Here is a 17,399-nt window from a genome sequence, read left to right on the forward strand (position 1 = left end):
CACACCGCCCGTAGACTGTCCCCCCTTCGGGGGGCAGTCGGCGGTAGTGGGAGTGGATTATGCGTGGCCGGCCCGGTGCGGCGGACAGGTCGTCGTCCTCGGGTACCCGGAACGGGCCCGGGGAGGATCCGGACGAATTCCTCCGTCTCGTCGGGCGGCTGGCCCGGCGCCCCGACGCGGACGCGCGGCAGGTCCTCGACTGGCTCCAGCGGCGGCTCGGCGCCGAGATCGCCCTGGTCGGCCGGGGCCACACGGTGGAACTGGCCACGGCCGCCTTTCCCACCGGCATCCTGGGGACACTCGCTCCGCTGCTCACCCGGCTGGCCGACGGGCGCCTGGCGTCGGCGGCCACCGAGGTGGGTACGGTCCGGATCCGGCTGGAGGGTGTCGGCTCAGGCACACCGCGCCGGGTGCTCGTACTCGCCGGTCCCGACCCGCTGAGCCCTCGTGACACCACGGCGGCGGCGCACACCGGCCATGTCCTCACCCTGCTCCACCGGGCCGAGGCGACGGACACCGTGCTGCGCGCCTACCAGCAGAAGGCGCACCAGCTGCGGGTGGCCCTCTTCATGGCGCTGATGGCCGGTGACACCGTACTGGCGCGGCGCATGACCACCGGCGCGGTCCCGGAGCTGCTGGACTCCGACCGGCTGCGGCTGTTCCTGCTGCGCTGCGCGCCCGGCGACCGCGACCGGCTCACCCGTGCCCACCAGGACGCCTCCGGGTACCACGGCCGGGGCATGATGGTGCGCTGCCCGGTCTACGACGAGCATCTGATCTGCCTGATTCCCGAAACCGGGACCGAAGCCGGGACCGGGACCGAGACCGAGGAGCGGCCCGAACTGGACCGGCTGCTGCGGGAGCTGGTCGAGGAGATCCCGGGCTACGCCCTGGGCATCAGCGACGCGCATCCGCTGCACGCGACGGCCGTGGCCTACGAGCAGGCCCGGCACGCGCTGGCCGTCGCGGGCAACATCCCCGGCCGGGTGGCCTCGTACCGGGGCCGGGAGCCGCTGGAGCGGGTGCTGCCGCATGCGGCGGCGGCCGACTGGGCCCGGCACTTCCTGCGGCCACTGCGCCTCCTGCCGCGGCTCGCGGCCGAGAGCACCCACCTCGCCCTGTCCTTCCCCCGCTCCGGCGTGGCCGATCTGCTGGGGATCAGCCGCAACACCGTGACCGCCCACCTCCGGCGCGCCGAGGAGGCGCTCGGGCTGGATCTCCGGGACGTACGCTCCCGCGCGACGCTGGCGCTCGCCCTGGCGATCGACGCGCGGCCGGACGCCGCGCACCAGGACGCCGTAGGCGCGGACGCCGCACGGGCCGGATCCGGACCGTACGAGGAGTCCGGGGACCCCGAGCGGTCGCCGACCGCCGCGTGTCCACTGCTGAGCGGACCCGAGGCGGTCTCCTGGGCCCACCGGTTCCTCGAACCGCTCGCGGACGGCCGCCACGAGCGGGTACGCGGAACACTGCGCGTCTGGATCGAGTCGAACGCGGACACGCGACGGGCCGCACAGCGGCTCGGCGGCAGCCGCACCACCGTGACGGCGCGGCTGCGGACCGCCGAACGGCTGCTCGGCCGCGACCTGACCCGCACCGCCGCGGGTGTGCACGATCTGGTGTACGCGCTGCACATCGCGGACAGGATCCCCCTGTGCCCGCCGGCCGCCCCCGCGTCCGTCACCACGCACCCGTAGCGCGGCGGCAACGGCCCGAACCGTGCACCGTGCACACCGGGACGCGGAGTCCGGGCACGGTGCACCGAGGCAGCGGCTTTCCCCGCACCGCTCCGATGCGGTCCAATCATCTCGACGCGGCGCTCGACCGTCCCGCATCGGGGGACGGGACGGCCGAGCGCGGCGTCATCCCGGCCGCCCCCGGTGGGGCGCCGGGATCAGATGCGCCAGGCGCGGATCTGGTCCGCCGCCTGGTAGACGTTCGACTTGCCGGCCTGGATGGCGCGGACCAGCTCGACGAGCGCGCCGTACGGCGGGTCGATCCCCTCGCCGGAGGCGTGCATGTACGCGGCGGCGACCTGGCAGGCGAACAGGCTGTTGCGGTACGGCAGCGGCTCCAGCCGCACCAGGGTGTGGATGAGGGCGGCGGCGCGCCAGGCGCCGTCGGGTTCGCTGGTGGCCGGGCGCGGGATCCGGGTCCTGTGGCGGGCGACCGCGGCCACGAGTGCCGAGTAGTCGGCCACGGACACGTCCTCGGGGACGGCCTGTTCCTGTACGTCCAGCAGCCAGGCCACGTCGATGTACACCACGGGCATCAGGCGGCTTCCACCTGCCGCCCGCCGTGCGCCGCGGGTGGCACCTCGTTGGCGAACGCCTCGTCGAACTCGCCCCGGTGCTGCTCGCCCCAGGCGACCGCGTACCGCACGAACTGGAGGCGCTGCTGTTCGCGCAGCGGCAGGTCGTGCACGTACTGCTTGAGGGACTTGCCCTCGGCGGCCGCCGCGGCGCGCACCGCCTCCAGCTCGTCCTCGGTGAAGCTGATGTTGAGTGATGGCATACCCGTACGGTACCTAACAGGTACCGCCCCGGGAAGCGGGGCACCCGGGGCGGCGTCCTCACCCAGGCCCCGGCGAGGGTGTGGAGAAACCGGTTTCTGCCACAGGATCGGCCCGTAGAGGCAGTACGGGGGCCATCCACTTCTGTCACGGGGGTTGGCACGGGTACCTCTGATAGGGAACGATGTCTATGCTTCTCATCACCGGTGTTCTCCGGCCCGGATGCCGAGCCCGCCCGTCCAGCGAGGGACCGCCCGTGACCGCATCAGAATTCAAGAGGATCTCCGCCGCGCCGGGCGGACCGGCGACCGTCAAGCAGGTGGCGGCGCGCGCGGGTGTGTCGCCCGCGACGGTGTCGAGGGTCCTCGCCGGGAACTATCCGGTGGCGACCGGTACCCGCCGCCGGGTGCTGCGGGTCGTGCGCGAGCTGCACTACGTCGCCAACTCGCACGCACGGGCGCTGCGCGGCTCCGGCGCCCCGCAGATCGGCTTCGTCCTCGGCGATGTGCTGGGCCAGCCGTTCGCGCTCGCCGCCACCGGCGCGGAACGGGAGGCGGCCGCGCGCGGGCATCTGTGCGTGGTCGGGCTGAGCGGCCACCGCCCCGACCGCGAGCCGGCCGTGGTGCAGTCCATGCGGGAGCAGGGCGCGGCGGCCGTCATCCTCATCGGCGGAGTCGTCGAGGACGCGCGCTACCGGGACCGGATGGCGGAGGTCGCGCACGGCCTGGAGGCCGCCGGATCGCGGCTGGTGCTCTGCGGCAGGCCGCTGCCAGGACCGGAACTGCCCGCCACCGTCGTCGAGTACGACAACGAGGGCGGGGCGTACGCGGCGACGAGCCATCTGCTGGCGCGGGGACACCGCGCGATCCTCTATCTCGGCGGCGACCCCGCCCACACCACGACCGCGGGCCGCACGGCCGGCTACCGGCGGGCGCTCGCCGACTCCGTCGGCCCGGGCGCCGAGCTGATCGAGCGGGTGGAGTTCGCCCGGCGCCCGGTACGGGACCGGGTGGCCCGGCTGCTGCGCGAAGGCCCGCCGTTCACCGCGGTGTTCGGCGAGACCGATGTCGTCGCCTCCGCCGCCATGGCCGCGATCCTCGACGCGGGGCTGCGGGTTCCCGAGGACATCTCGGTCCTCGGGTACGACGACAGCGAGCTCGCCCAGGATCTGCGGCCCGCGCTGACCACGGTCCGGGTGCCGTACGAGGAGATGGGCCGGCTCGCGGTCCGGCTGGCCCTCGGACTGCGCAACGGCGAGCACAGCGCCGACGAGCAGCGTCAGCTGCTCGGTACCGGCCTCGTCCCGCGGGAGACGGTAGCCCCCGCGTCCCGCTGATCCGGCCGGCCCCGAGCCGCACACGCCCTTCCCCTTCCCCCCCTCCACCACGGGAGAGCCATGCCCCACCCCACACCGCGCGTGGTGCTGTACAGCCGCACCACCGCCTACCGCCACGACTCGATCCCCGACGGTGTCGAGGCCGTCGGCGCTCTCGTGGCCGAGGACGGCTTCGAGAGCGTCGCCACCGAGGATCCGGCGGTCCTGGAGCGCGAGATCCCGCGCAGCGCGGTCGTCGTCTTCCTCTCCACCAGCGGGGAGGTCCTCACCCCCGCCGCGCGCGACGCGCTGCGCCGGCACCTGGCGGGCGGCGGCGGGTTCGTCGGGATCCACGCGGCGGCCTGCACCGAGTACGACTGGCCGTACTACGGAGAGCTGCTCGGCGCCCGCTTCGCCCGCCACCCCGACCTCCAGCCGGGCACGGTCGCGGTCGCCGACCGCACCCATCCCGCCACCCGCCATCTGGGCGCCCGGTGGGACTTCACCGACGAGTGGTACGACTTCCGCGCCGTGCCCGCGGGCGTACACGTGCTGGCCCGCGCCGACGAGTCGTCGTACGCGGGCGGGGGCATGGGGGCGGACCATCCGCTCGTGTGGTGTCACGAGCGGCTGGGCGGCAGGGTGTTCTACACCGCGCTCGGCCACACCGCGGAGTCCTTCGCGGACCCGGTCTTCCTGGCCCATCTGCGCGGCGGGATCCACTACGCCGCCGGACGGGAGTGACCACTCCCGCCCGGCACGTCGGCGCCGGCGTCCCTACCGGCGCCGGCACCGCCTACTTCAGGCTTCCCATGGTCACCCCGGAGCGCCAGTAGCGCTGCATCGAGAGCATCAGGATCACCATGGGGATGAGCGAGACGATGGAGCCGACCACGACGAGTCCCGTCAGGTCGACGGAGCTGTCGACCTTCACCTTGAGCCAGGAGTAGAGGCCGAGCATCACGGTCCACTTCTCGCTGCTGCGCAGATAGACGAGGGGGCCGAAGAAGTTGTTCCACGCTCCGACGAAGCCGAGGACGAAGATGGTGGCGGCGCCGGTCGACATCAGCCTGGCACCGATCTGGAAGAAGATGCGGTACTCGCCCGCGCCGTCGATACGGGCCGCCTCCAGCAGTTCGGGCGGGATGGCGCCCTCCGCGTACACCTTGGCGAGATAGACGGAGAAGGCGTTGAAGAAGCCCGGCACGATGATGGCCCACGGTGTGTCGATCAGCCGCAGATCCGTGTAGAGCAGGAAGGACGGGATGGTCAGCAGGGCTCCGGGGATGAGGAAGGACCCGATGATGCAGGCCATCAGCACACCGCGGCCCCGGAACCGGTACATGGCCAGGCCGTAGCCGCAGGCGACACAGACCAGGGTCATTCCGATGGTGCCCGCGAAGCCGTAGAACAGTGTGTTCCACATCCATCGCAGGAAGATGCCGTCCTGGTAGGTGAACAGGTCCTTGAGGTTGTCCCAGAAGTGGAACTCGGAGAACCACAGCCCGTTGGTGGTGTAGAGGTCGCGCTGGCTCTTGGTCGCGGCGACCAGCAGCCACCACACGGGCGCCAGTGAGTAGAGGGTGAACAGCGCGAGCCCCACCAGCACCAGCACCCTGGTCCCTCTGGTGTGCCGCACCGTGCCGCCCGTCGTCCGCCGGCGGACCCGCGGGGGCTCGCCCGACGTCTTCGCCGGAGGTCGGTCCATCGTCGTGGTCATGAGGTGGGCGCCCTGTTCGTGAGCCGGTAGAAGATGGCCGAGGCGATGCCGACGACCACCGCGAGAATGATCGACAGCGCGGCGGCGTAGTTGAAGTCGCCCTGCGCGAAGGCCCAGTCGTAGATGGCCATGATCGGCGTGAAGTCCCGGGTGACGGTCTCCGGTGTCATCGACCGGAAGAGCAGTGGGTCGCTGAAGATCTGGAGCGACCCGATGATGCTGAGCACCGTGGTGAGCACCAGGGACCGGCGGACCAGCGGCACCTTGATCGACCAGGCCATGCGCCACTCCGAGGCGCCGTCCACCCGTGCGCTGTCGAAGAGTTCACGGGGCACCGACTGAAGGGAGGCGTAGAGGATCAGCATGTTGAAGCCGATGGAGCTCCAGGCGATGAGGATGCCGATCGACACCCAGATCATGTCGCCGCTGTAGAAGTTCGCGTCGATCCCGAAGAAGGCCAGGAAGGGCGTGATCGGCCCGACGACCGGGCTGTAGAGGTAGATCCAGATCAGGGTGGCGACGATCCCGGGGATCATGTACGGCACGAGCAGCGCGATCCGGAAGCGGTTGGCGAGGCGCTGCTTGACCATGTCCATCAGCAGCGCGAGCCCCAGGCTTGCGAGCTGGATCAGCGGGATGCTGATGGCCGCGAAGAGGGCGACCCGCCCCATCGCCGTCCAGAACTTGGCGTCCTCGAAGCCCCGGACGAAGTTGTCCAGGCCGGAGAACTCGATGGTCTTCGGCCCGAAGCCGAGCCCCGAGCCCTGCTCGGTGTAGAGGCTCTCCTTGAGCGCGATGACCACAGGAACCACGGTGAAGACGAGGAACCCGAGGAAGAACGGGAAGGTGAACGAGGCGCCCTTGAAGGCCATCACACGCCGCCACGTGAGGTGGGCCGCGCGCGGTGGAGCTGGTGATTCCACGGCCATCGATCAGCCCTCGACGTTGATGTTCTTCGACTTGAGGTCGTCGACGGTGAACTTCTGCATGTGCTCCAGCGCCTGACGCAGGGTCATCTTCCTGGTGACCACCTTGGCCCACTGGTCCTGGAGTTCGGCGAAGACACCGGTGTAGTTGGGGCCGACGGTCCAGGTGTCCTTGGCGCCGTTCACTGCCTTGAGGATGACCCCCTTGGCCTCGCCCTTGCGGTCGCCGAAGAGCTTGTCGGGGACCGCCGAGTCGACCCAGGGGCCCGGGTCCTGGACCGCGCCGGGCCAGTTGTACTGCTTGGTGTCCTTCTGGTAGCTGGCGTCGATGCCCTCCTTGGTCGTGTTCATCCACACCGCGGCCTCCACGGCCTCCTTCGGGTGCGCGCAGCCCTTCGGCACGAGCAGCGCGGTGCCATGGGCGGGGGCGGTGAACGCGGGGGCGTCCGCGAACTGCGGAAGGTCGACGGGCTCCCAGTCGCCGAGCGACTTCTTGTAGTTCAGCTCGTAGTTGCCGAGCTGCCACACCTGGGTGGGGAGCGAGACCATCTTGCCGGAGTCGAAGTAGTTGATCAGGGCGGGGCGGTCCATATAGGTCTGGTTGGCGACCAGTCCGTTGTCCACGAGCCGCTGGATGACATCGGCGGCCTTCAGCGACTCCGGGGACAGGAAGTCGACCTTCCAGGTGTCCCCCTCGGTCGCGAACCAGCTGCCGCCGGCCTGCTGGACGAGGTTCTCCAGCGTCGAGGGGTCCTCGCCCGCCAGGTTCATCACGTAGACGCCGTGCTTCTTCAGCTTCTTGCCGGCCTCGATCAGCTCGTCCCAGGTCTTGGGCACGGCGACGCCGTACTGGTCGTAGACCTTGCGGTTGATCACCAGGAAGCTCGGCTGGTAGCCGATCGGCACACCGAAGTACCGGCCGCCGGCCTGCGCGCCCAGCAGCGACGCCTCGTTGAAGACGCCCTTCTTCACATACGGCTCGACATCGCCCGTGACATCGGAGAGCAGCCCCTCGCCGACCAGTCCGGGAACCTGCCCGAAGTTCTTCACCAGACACGGCACCCCCTTGCCCGAGGCCACGACATTGCGCAGGTTGGCCGCCGTACCCGGGTTGTCCGCCTGCTTGACGATCTTGACCTGGACGGTGTCGTGGGTCGCGTTGAACTTGTCCGCGACGGGCTGGATCGTCTTGGGCTCGTCCCATGTCCAGTAGGTCACGGTGACGGGGCCCTTGGCGGCGGTGTCGCCGCCGCCGTCCCCACCGCCGCAGCCGGCCAGGACGACGGAAAGCACCACGGTGGTCGCGGCTGTCACTGCGAAGTGTGTGCGTTGCATGACACCCCTCCTCAAGAGGTTCGGGCACGGAAGAGGAAGCCGACTTCGAGCTCAGCTGCACGACTCATAGAAATCGGTCTCTACGGAAGCTAAGCGCAGACCACCGGATGAGCAAGATGTCGGGCACGGAAATCTTCTGTTACGGGCCTTATTCGCGCCGTACCGGCGGCGGAGCACCCCGAACCGCTGCTTCAACACCCGGACACAGCACGGGGCGCGGCTAGAAATCGATCTCTAGCCGCGCCCCGGTGGGGTGGTGTGCGCTCAGCGCCCGGGCCGCCGGGTGGAGCCGCGTACGACGATGTGGGTGCCCAGCACCTGGTGCTGGGCGTCGGGGAGTTCCTCCCGGTGCAGGGCGAGCCGTACGGCGGTACGGCCCAGCTCCTCGTGCGGGATGCTCACGGTGGTGAGGGCGGGGTGCAGGTCGATGGCGACCGGGATGTCGTCGTAGCCGACGACGGAGACGTCCTCGGGGACCCGCACCCCGCCCTCGCGCAGTGCGTGGAGCACGCCCGCGGCCACCATGTCCGTGGCGGCGAAGACGGCGTCGAACTCGGTCTTCGACGCCAGCAGCCTGGCCGCCGCGCGGTAGCCGAACGACCGGGTGAACTCACCCTCGACGATCAGCTCCTGATCCGCCTCGAAGCCCAGCGTCTCGTGCGCCCTGAGGAAGCCGTCGACGCGCTGACCGCTGGTGGAGAGCCCGGGCACCTTGCCGAGGAACGCGATCCTGCGGTGTCCCAGGGAGAGCAGATGCGTCGTCATCGCGAACGCCCCGTTCTCGTTGTCGTACTCGACGACGGTGGCGGGGACACCCTCGCCCAGCGGCGGCCGGCCCACCAGGACCAGCCGCGACCCGGCGCGGTCCAGCGCGTGCGCGAAGTGTGTCATGCGTGCCTGGTACTCCTTGTTCTCCCAGGCGCCGCCGACCACGATGACCGCGTCGGCGCGCTGTTCGCGCATCAGCTCCACCACGGCCAGCACCCGCTGCGGATCGCCGTGTGTCGTGCAGAGCATGCACAACCGCCCCTCGGCGGAAGCCTGTTCCTCCACACCGCGCGCGATGTGCGCGTAGAAGGGGCCGGTGACATCGTCCACGACGAACGCCACACTCTTGTTGGTGGAGCCGCCGAGGGCCCGCGCGTGCGCGTTGACGACATAGTCCAGTTCGCGCATGGCGCGCAGGACCCGGGTGCGGGTGGCCGCGGCCACCGGATAGGTACCGCCCAGCACCCGCGAGACCGTCGACGCGGACACCCCGGCACGCTTGGCGACGTCCCTGACCGTCGAAGCTTCCCTGCCGGACGGACCCGTCGCGTTCATGTCCACGTGTGCTTGTCCCCTTCGCCCTGCTCCACCCCGCGGTGTGCGTGGGGCTCACGATAGTGGAGACACCGCCCGCGGGAGCCTCAGCAGCCGGGCCGAGGGCGCCGACGGCAGGGTGATCCGCAGCCGGCCGGTCCCCGGGTCGAGCACCGCCTCGCCCGGCGCGGCGCGCGGGAACACCGGGACGACGCCGCTCGTACCCGCCGGGACCGGTATCTCACGGACCGCGTCGGAACCCGTCCTGCGCCACACGGCGAGCAGTGTCTCGCTGCCGGTGTCCAGCGCGAGGGCGAGCCAGTCGTCGCGCCAGCCGGGCAGTCCGAGCGGCCAGGACGGCAGGGCCCGCGCCAGGTCGCGGCGGTAGCCGCCGTACGCGGTGATCGCCTCGGCGACCAGGGCGAGTTGGTCCGGTGCGAGCAGATCGATCCGGCCGCTGAGATGGACGCGCCCCAGCAGCGCCGACACCATGGTGAAGGCGATCTCCTCGTCGCTCTGTCCCGCGTACGGATAGGCCCAGACGGCGCCCTGCTCCGGCGGTACGGCGGTGGGGGCGGCGGCGGCGATCGCGGCGATCAGCAGTTCGTCCTGCTGGTCGCTGAGCGACTGGACGGGGACGTGCGCGAGGGTGGCGTGGTCGATGCGCATGCCGCCCGCCGCGCAGCCCTCCAGCACCAGCCCGGGGTGCCGGTCGTGGACGCTGTCGAGCCAGCGCAGATAGGCGCGGTTGTGCTCCAGCAGCCCGTGTCCGGGGCCGTGCGGCCCGCTGTCCGTACCGGCGCCGATGTCGATGTTGTAGTCGAGCTTCAGATAGCCGAGACCGAACTCGCCGACCAGCCGGTCCACGGTGTCGTCGAGATGGGCGACGGCCGCGGGGTGGCGCAGATCGAGCTGGTGGCGGCCCCACTCGGTGAGGCGCGTGCCGCCCCGCCGGAAGAACGCCGCGTCGGGCAGGGAGGACGCCAACGGGCTCCGTACGCCCACGACTTCGGGCTCCAGCCAGAGCCCGGGAACCATCCCCGCGGCCTTGATGGCATCGGTGACCTCCGCGAGTCCGCCGGGGAACCGCGAGGGCGCGGGCCGCCAGGCGCCGACGGCGTCCCACCAGCCGGGCACTCCCCCGGGTCCTTCCCCGGCGCGCTCGTCGTCGTACCAGCCCGCGTCGACGCAGAAGTACTCGCAGCCGGCGGCGGCCGCCGCCGCGACGACCGGCAGCAGCTTCTCGGTGGTGGGGTCGCCCATCAGGCAGTTCATGAAGTCGTTGAACACCACCGGGAGCGTGGTGGTGTCCGGGTGGGGCCGGCGCACGGCGCGCCGGTGGCCGGTGAGGGCGGCGAGCGCCGCGTCCCGGTCGGGGGCGAGGGTGAAGGCGACCGGGACGGTGGTGAAGCTCTCACCGGGGGCGAGCCGCAGCGACCACTGGTGTTCCCGCCGGCCCGGTCCGGACAGCAGCAGATAGATCTCGTCGAACCGGTCGGCGATCTCGGTGTGCCACGAGCCGTTGTGTTCGATCTGCCAGGCGAGGACGGTGTCCGGGCCCTCCAGCCAGCCCATGGGCAGTTGTTCGGAGGAGGGCCACGAACCGGTGCTGGTACGGGCCACCCGGTTCTTGGAGCCGGTCTGGCCGAAGCGGGTCATGCCGGTGTCGAGCAGCCCGGCGGCGCCGAGGGGGACGCCCTGCCAGCGGTACTCGCCGCTCCACGGGTTGTCCGCCGTCCAGAGCCGTACGTCCTGTTCCCAGCGGCCCGGGGCGCCGAGCAGAGCGGCGACACCGGACAGCACGAAGGAGGAGACGTTCTCGACCTCGGCCGCCCGGTCCCCCGCCGTCAGCTCGGTCCAGGTGCGGACGACGGGCAGGGCCCCGGTGCGCCGGAAGTGGGTGGCGGCGCGCAGGCCGGTCTCCGGGTCGTGGGTCCGTACGGTCAGCCGCTCGCCGTCCGCGTCATGGCCCTCGTACCGCAGCCGGCGGGAGACAGCGCCGTCCACATGGCGCTTGCCCGAGGTGCCGCTGCGGCCCTGTCCGGTCAGCTCGACCTCGACGAGCGGCAGCGCCGCGCGGCCCGGCGTGGCGTTGACGGCGAGGCGGGGCACACGGTCGGCGCCGTGCGCGAGGTGCAGGGTGAAGGCGCCGGGGCCCCAGCTCGTGATGGGGGTTCCGGTCTCCTCCGTCATGCGGCACGCTCCAGCTCGGCGCGGTCGATGCGGTGGGAGAGCGGCAGCCCGCGCAGCAGCCGCTCCAGCTCCTCCACGGCGCAGAGCCCCAGCCGGTGCAGCTCGTTGCCCTGCGAGCCGGCGATGTGCGGGGTGAGGAAGGCGTTGGGCAGGTCGAAGAGCGGTGAGTCGGGGTTCAGCGGCTCGGGCTCGGTGACATCGAGTACGGCGCTGATCCGGCCGGTGCGCAGTTGCTCGACGAGCGCGGGGGTGTCGACGAGACTGCCCCGGGCGGTGTTGACGAGCACCGCGCCGTCCGGCAGCAGCGCGAGTTCGCGGCGGCCGAGGAGCCCGTGGGTCTCGGGGGTCGCCGGTGCGTGGACGGTGACGATGTCGCTGGTGCGCAGCAGTTCGTCCAGCCCCATCAGGGTCACGCCCAGTTCGGCGGCGCCCGCGGTGTCGACGTACGGATCGGCCAGGGCGACCCGGAAGTCGAAGGGACGCAGCAGTTCGATGACGCGGCGGCCGATCCGGGAGGCCCCCACCACTCCGATCCGGCGGCCGAAGTTCCCGATGTCCGGGATGACCTCGGCGAGGGTGAAGGTGCGGGCCGCGCGGTAGCGGTCGCGGGCGGCGAAGAGGTCCTTGCCCGCCAGCAGGATCATGCCGAGCGTGTACTCGGCGACGGGCAGCGCGTTGGCGTCGGCGGCCGACGAGACGATCAGGCCCCGGTCCCAGCAGCCGGGGGTGATCATGCCCTTCACCGATCCGGCGGTGTGCAGGACGGCCCGCAGCTTGGGCGCGGCGGCCAGCACCGCGTCGTCGATCACCGGGCACCCCCAGCCGGTGATGAGGATCTCGGTCTCGCCGAGGACTTCACGGACCCGGGGGTCCCCGAAGTCCTCGGCCACCAGGGTGGGATCGATGTCGACCGAGGTACGGAGCCTGGCCAGCACACCGGGCGGAAGCAGCTTCGGCGGATTCTCCGCACTCATGGCGAACAACGCCAGGGGACGCTCGGTCAAGGGAAGTGGCCTCCGGCTCGGATTCAACGATAGCAACCGATCTCTACGCTAAGCACCTGGGACCGGAAGGGTCAATGGTGACGCACGGCAGAAACAAGCCGATGAAAGAGGGATCGGTTTCTACACACGTGGACGAGAGATGCGGACAAGATGAGGACGCGACGGCGCACGACAGGGCCGACGCGCGTGGGCGGCGCCCGCTCAGAGGTTGGTCAGCTCGAACCAGTCGAAGTCCGCGACGGCGCGGGTCCCGCCCAGGTCCTGGGCGCACACCCCGGCGAACGCCCCGGTGAAGCGGAGCCGGTCGCCGTAGTCGTCGGAGAGCTTCGTCGCGTCGAGGACGGGGCCGACGCGGATCCAGTCCGTACCGTCGGGAGAGGCGCTGAAGCGCAGTTCGGCGCCGTCGAAGTCGGCCCGCAGCAGCAGCGCCGGCCACTGCTCGACCAGCAGTTCGGCGTCGGTGGGCTCCGAGTGGACGCCGTCGTCGGTGAGGGTGAGGCCCAGCACCCGGCCGCGCCCCTCCTCGTGGGTGACGCGCAGGTAGTAGTGGGTGGTGGTGTCGTACCAGCAGATCAGCCCGGCCAGCTGGGAGAAGTGTGACGGCCGGAAGTCCAGCGCGGTGGTGACGCGGCAGCGCACGGAGGTCAGCCGCTTGGCGACCAGGCTCTGGCTGTGGCGCGAGTGCGGGCTCTGCCGCCCGCGCAGCCGCAGCGCGCCGGGCCGTTCGGTCAGGCTCAGCCAGGAGGGGTCGGCCGGGACCCGCAGGGTGCTCCATTCGCCGCTCAGGACGGGGGCGTCGAAGTCGTCGCGGTCGGGTGCGGGGACCGGTTCGGTCAGGGGCGCCGAGCGCGGGGCGGGGACCGTCACCCGTGGCCGGTTGTCGCCGTGGGCGAGCCGCAGCCAGCCGTCGCCGGTCCACTCGGCCCGCTGGATGCAGGTCTCCCGGCCGAGGACGCAGCGCGGCCCGTCGGGAGTGGCGACCGGCCGGGACGCGAGGTGGACGAGGTACCACTCGCCGTCCGGGGTCTCCACCAGCTCCCCGTGCCCGGCCTTGAGGAGAGGCGCGTCGGGGGCGTCGCGGGTGGTCAGCAGCGATCCGGCGGGGTCGAGTGCGTACGGTCCGGTGAGCGAGCGGGAGCGGGCCATCAGGATGCCGTGGTTCCAGCCCGTGCCGCCCTCGGCGAGCATCAGGTAGTACCACCCGTCACGGTGGTACAGGTTGGGGCCCTCGATGAGTTCGTCGTGGCTCAGCAGGTGGCTGATCTCCCCGACGAGCGCCCGCTTCTCCGGGTCGTACTCCTGGAGCACGATGCCGGCGAAGGACGGCCGGCCGGGGCGGTGGTCCCACTGGAGGTTGACCAGCCAGTGGCGGCCGTCGTCGTCGTGGAAGAGCGAGGGGTCGAAGCCGGAGGAGTTGAGGAAGACGGGCTCCGACCACGGCCCCTCGACCGAGTCGGCGGTGACGAGGAAGTTGTCGACGTCCTTGTACGGGGATCCGACGGTCCTGACGATGCTGTAGATCAGCCAGAACCGCCCGTCGTGGTGGGAGAGCGAGGGCGCCCAGACACCGGCCGAGTCCGGCACTCCGCGCAGGTCGAGCGTCTCGGCGCGGTCGAGGAGATGCCCGGCGTGCTCCCAGTGCACCAGGTCGGTGGAGCGGTGCACGGGGACGCCGGGGAACCACTCGAAGGTGGAGGTGGCGATGTAGTACTCCGCCCCGACCCGCACGATGCTCGGGTCCGGATGGAAACCGGGCAGTACGGGGTTGCGGAGATGACGGTCCGACGTCATACCGGGTCCTTCCCTGTTCCTGGGGCGCCCCCTGACGGCGGCCGGGGCACCCGGTGTGTCCCTCAATGTAGAAACCGATTGCTATCAGGGTCAACGGTTCGGCCACAGGTTGAGAAACCGGTTTCTGAAGTGGCTGTCGCGAGACACAACCGACTCCGGTCCCGATCGGACGGTTTTCCTGGCCCAGGGGGGCGACGTGGCCGGATACTTCACCTAGTCTGCATGGAAAACGTCACCTGTACGGCCGCACTCAACGGTGCTCCGGCCACGCCCGCCCGAAGGGATACCCCATCCGTGCCCAGCGACCGTTTCGACCACGCCTCCCTCGACTACGTCGAAAGCCATGACCCGGGGCAGGGGCGGCTCGCCCCCCGGGCCCGGCACACGTCGGACGCCATGGCCCTTGATCTGGACGGCGGTTGGCGCTTCCGGCTCGCGGCCTCCCGGCACACGCTGACCCCCGGTTTCGAGGCACCCGACCACGACGACACTCAGTGGGACATCCTCGACGTGCCGTCGAGCTGGCAGCTGCGGGACGTGGCCGACGCCCCGCGCTACGGCGCCCCCGCCTACACCAACATCGTCTTCCCGTTCCCGGTCGACCCGCCGCGTGTGCCCGACGCCAACCCCACCGGTGAGTACCGGCGCGAGTTCCAACTGCCCGACCAGTGGCCGGAGTCGGGGCACGGCGTGCTGCGCTTCGAGGGCGTCGACTCGGCCTTCGCGGTCTTCCTGAACGGCGTGGCGCTCGGCAACGGCAAGGGCAGCCGGCTGCCCACCGAGTTCGACGCCACCGACGCACTGCGCCCCGGCCGCAACGTCCTGGCCGTACGCGTGCACCAGTGGTCGGCGGGCAGCTACCTGGAGGACCAGGACATGTGGTGGCTGTCCGGGATCTTCCGCTCCGTCGCGCTGCTCCACCGGCCGCTCGACGGCGTGGGCGATGTCTTCGTGCACGCCGGTTACGACCGCGACAGCGGCGAGGGCGTGCTGCGGGTGGAGGCCGGCGCGCCCGGCCGGATCACCGTGGCCGAACTCGGTCTCGACCTCGCCGTCGGGGACGAGATCCGCACCCCCGTGGAGCCGTGGACCGCCGAGACGCCCCGGCTCTACGACGCGGAGCTGGCCACCGCGGGCGAGCGGGTCCGGCTGCGCATCGGCTTCCGTACGGTCGCGGTCGAGGACGGCCTGCTCAGGGTGAACGGCGTGCCGATCCTGCTGCGCGGGGTGAACCGGCACGAGTGGGACCCGGACACCGGGCGCACCCTGAGCCCCGAAACGATGCGCCAGGACATCGAGCTGATGAAGCGGCACAACATCAACGCGGTACGCACCAGCCACTATCCGCCCGACTCCCGGTTCCTCGACCTCTGCGACGAGCTGGGTCTGTGGGTCGTCGACGAGTGCGATCTGGAGACGCACGGCTTCGAGCCCAACAACTGGCGGGACAACCCGAGCGCCGACCCGCGCTGGCGGGACGCGTACCTCGACCGGATGAGCCGCATGGTCGAGCGCGACAAGAACCACCCCAGCGTCATCATGTGGTCGCTCGGCAACGAGTCGGGGACCGGGGACAATCTGCGGGCCATGGCCGACTGGACGCACGAGCGCGACCCGGGCCGTCCGGTGCACTACGAGGGCGACTGGGACAGCGGCTATGTCGATGTGTACAGCAGGATGTACGCCGACCACGACGAGACGGACCGGATCGGCCGGGGCACCGAGGACCCGACGAAGGACCCGGCCCTGGACGCGCACCGCCGCGCGCTGCCGTTCATCCTGTGCGAGTACGCCCACGCCATGGGCAACGGACCCGGCGGACTGGCCGAGTACCAGCGCCTGTTCGAGCAGCATCCGAGGCTCCAGGGCGGTTTCGTCTGGGAGTGGATCGACCACGGTGTGCGCCGCCGCACCCCCGACGGCCGGGAGTTCTTCGCGTACGGCGGGGACTTCGGCGAGGTCGTGCACGACGGGAACTTCGTGGCCGACGGGCTGGTCTTCCCCGACCGCACCCCGTCCCCCGGGCTCACCGAGTACAAGAAGGTCATCGAGCCGGTGACGGTACGGATCGATCCGCACGCCCGCCGGGTCTCGGTGCGCAACGGTCTGGACTTCGCCGGCACCGGTCATCTGTCGTTCCACTGGCTGCTGGAGGACGAGGGGGTGGCCCGCGCCGGGGGCGAGCTGACCGTACCGGCCGTCGCCGCCGGCGGTACGGCGGTGGTGGCCTGGCCGGAGGCGCTGGCCGAGGCTGCCGGCACCGATGCGGCGGGCGAGCGCCGGCTGACGGTGAGCGCGCGCCTCGCCAAGGACGAGGCGTGGGCGCCCGCCGGCCATGAAGTGGCCTGGGGCCAGGCGCTGCTGGCCGCCGCGCCGCCCGTACCGCAGCCGGGCCGGGGCAGGCGGCCGGGCACGGCGGACGGGCTGCTCACCCTGGGCGAGGGCGCCTTCGACCCGTACACCGGCGCGCTCGTACGGATCGGGTCGCTGACCGTCGAGGGCCCCCGGCTGGACCTGTGGCGCGCTCCCACGGACAACGATCTGCGCGGCTGGGGCGGTTCCGTCGCCGAGCGGTGGCGGGCGGCCGGTCTTGACCGGCTGGAGCACCGGGTCCTCTCGGTGGACACCGGTGACGAGGGGCTGACGGTGACCACGCGGGTGGCCGCCGCGGGCACCGACGCGGCCATGTCGGCCGTCTACCACTGGAGCGCCCCGGAGGACCGGCCGGGCGGCGGGCTGCGGCTGACCCTGGAGGTCGAGCCGCTGGGCGTCTGGGACCTGCCGCTGCCGCGGCTGGGGCTGCGCGCGGCCGTACCGCTCGCGCTGGACACGGTCAGCTGGTTCGGCGGCGGACCGTACGAGGCGTATCCCGACACCCGGAGCGCGAGCCGGATCGGGCGGTTCACGGCCGGGCTCGACGAGCTCCAGACGCCGTATCTCTTCCCGCAGGAGAACGGCAGCCGGCCCGATGTCCGCTGGGTGCGGCTCACGGACCGGACGGGCGGTCCCGGGCTGCGGATCGGCGGGCCCGCGCCGTTCGCGTTCGCCGCGCGCCCGTGGAGCAGCGAGGAGCTGGACGCGGCGCGTCATCCCACCGATCTGGTCCGCGGCGACCTGGTCCGGCTGACGCTGGACGCCGCGCAGCAGGGCATCGGCAGCGCGTCGTGCGGGCCGGGTGTGCTGCCCGAGTACCGGCTGTTCGCGGGGCCCGTCACCTTCACCCTGGACTGGGCGACGGAGGCTCCGCCCGCCGCGTAGCGGAACAGAACGGAACCGGCCTCCCCCGGTGCGTACGGGGGAG

The 17,399-nt window shown here is 71.6% G+C and carries 13 protein-coding genes; 4 read left to right on the forward strand and 9 right to left on the reverse strand.

The features are described from left to right. Positions 1 to 59 precede the first annotated feature (59 nt). Complete coding sequence (locus AB0389_RS00655) at positions 60 to 1,697, forward strand: helix-turn-helix domain-containing protein (protein ID WP_366393103.1); 1,638 nt, start codon at positions 60 to 62, stop codon at positions 1,695 to 1,697. Positions 1,698 to 1,894: 197 nt separating this feature from the next. Here the strand turns inward: AB0389_RS00655 and AB0389_RS00660 are convergent, their stop codons facing one another. Both AB0389_RS00660 and AB0389_RS00665 read right to left on the reverse strand, forming a co-directional pair. Beyond that, a complete protein-coding gene (locus AB0389_RS00660) occupies positions 1,895 to 2,272 on the reverse strand; it encodes a toxin Doc (protein ID WP_366393104.1) in 378 nt (125 codons plus the stop codon). Then, a complete protein-coding gene (locus AB0389_RS00665) occupies positions 2,272 to 2,514 on the reverse strand; it encodes a hypothetical protein (protein WP_366393105.1) in 243 nt (80 codons plus the stop codon). Before AB0389_RS00665 ends, AB0389_RS00660 begins: the two co-directional genes overlap by 1 nt. A gap of 254 nt (positions 2,515 to 2,768) precedes the next feature. On the opposite strand from AB0389_RS00665, the gene AB0389_RS00670 reads away from it, so the two are divergent. Both AB0389_RS00670 and AB0389_RS00675 read left to right on the forward strand, forming a co-directional pair. Next, positions 2,769 to 3,848: a LacI family DNA-binding transcriptional regulator gene (locus tag AB0389_RS00670; RefSeq protein ID WP_366393106.1), complete on the forward strand. Its 1,080-nt coding sequence runs from the start codon at positions 2,769 to 2,771 to the stop codon at positions 3,846 to 3,848. 60 nt (positions 3,849 to 3,908) lie between these two features. Beyond that, entirely contained in the window at positions 3,909 to 4,571 is a 663-nt protein-coding gene (locus tag AB0389_RS00675; RefSeq protein WP_366393107.1) for a ThuA domain-containing protein, read from the forward strand. 52 nt (positions 4,572 to 4,623) lie between these two features. Here the strand turns inward: AB0389_RS00675 and AB0389_RS00680 are convergent, their stop codons facing one another. The 7 genes from AB0389_RS00680 to AB0389_RS00710 form a co-directional block, all read right to left on the reverse strand. After that, entirely contained in the window at positions 4,624 to 5,547 is a 924-nt protein-coding gene (locus tag AB0389_RS00680; protein WP_366393108.1) for a carbohydrate ABC transporter permease, read from the reverse strand. Further along, complete coding sequence (locus AB0389_RS00685) at positions 5,544 to 6,419, reverse strand: sugar ABC transporter permease (RefSeq protein WP_366393109.1); 876 nt, start codon at positions 6,417 to 6,419, stop codon at positions 5,544 to 5,546. Before AB0389_RS00685 ends, AB0389_RS00680 begins: the two co-directional genes overlap by 4 nt. Before the next feature lie 60 nt (positions 6,420 to 6,479). Beyond that, complete coding sequence (locus AB0389_RS00690; RefSeq protein ID WP_366393110.1) at positions 6,480 to 7,808, reverse strand: extracellular solute-binding protein; 1,329 nt, start codon at positions 7,806 to 7,808, stop codon at positions 6,480 to 6,482. Positions 7,809 to 8,072: 264 nt separating this feature from the next. Next, positions 8,073 to 9,131, reverse strand: coding sequence for a LacI family DNA-binding transcriptional regulator (locus AB0389_RS00695; protein WP_366393421.1), 1,059 nt, complete (start codon positions 9,129 to 9,131; stop codon positions 8,073 to 8,075). 54 nt (positions 9,132 to 9,185) lie between these two features. After that, entirely contained in the window at positions 9,186 to 11,303 is a 2,118-nt protein-coding gene (locus tag AB0389_RS00700) for a glycoside hydrolase family 36 protein (protein WP_366393111.1), read from the reverse strand. After that, a complete protein-coding gene (locus AB0389_RS00705) occupies positions 11,300 to 12,307 on the reverse strand; it encodes a hydroxyacid dehydrogenase (protein WP_366393112.1) in 1,008 nt (335 codons plus the stop codon). The genes AB0389_RS00700 and AB0389_RS00705 overlap by 4 nt, the downstream gene beginning before the upstream one ends. Before the next feature lie 201 nt (positions 12,308 to 12,508). Beyond that, positions 12,509 to 14,098 carry a glycoside hydrolase family 43 protein gene (locus AB0389_RS00710; protein ID WP_366393113.1) on the reverse strand — a complete coding sequence of 530 codons (1,590 nt, stop codon included), beginning with the start codon at positions 14,096 to 14,098 and terminating at the stop codon, positions 12,509 to 12,511. Positions 14,099 to 14,392: 294 nt separating this feature from the next. Between AB0389_RS00710 and AB0389_RS00715 the strand changes: the two genes are divergently transcribed. Further along, complete coding sequence (locus AB0389_RS00715; protein WP_366393114.1) at positions 14,393 to 17,356, forward strand: glycoside hydrolase family 2 TIM barrel-domain containing protein; 2,964 nt, start codon at positions 14,393 to 14,395, stop codon at positions 17,354 to 17,356. Positions 17,357 to 17,399 lie beyond the last annotated feature (43 nt).

It is taken from the genome of Streptomyces sp. NPDC093109 (genome assembly GCF_040701725.1).
Taxonomy (GTDB): Bacteria; Actinomycetota; Actinomycetes; order Streptomycetales; family Streptomycetaceae; genus Streptomyces.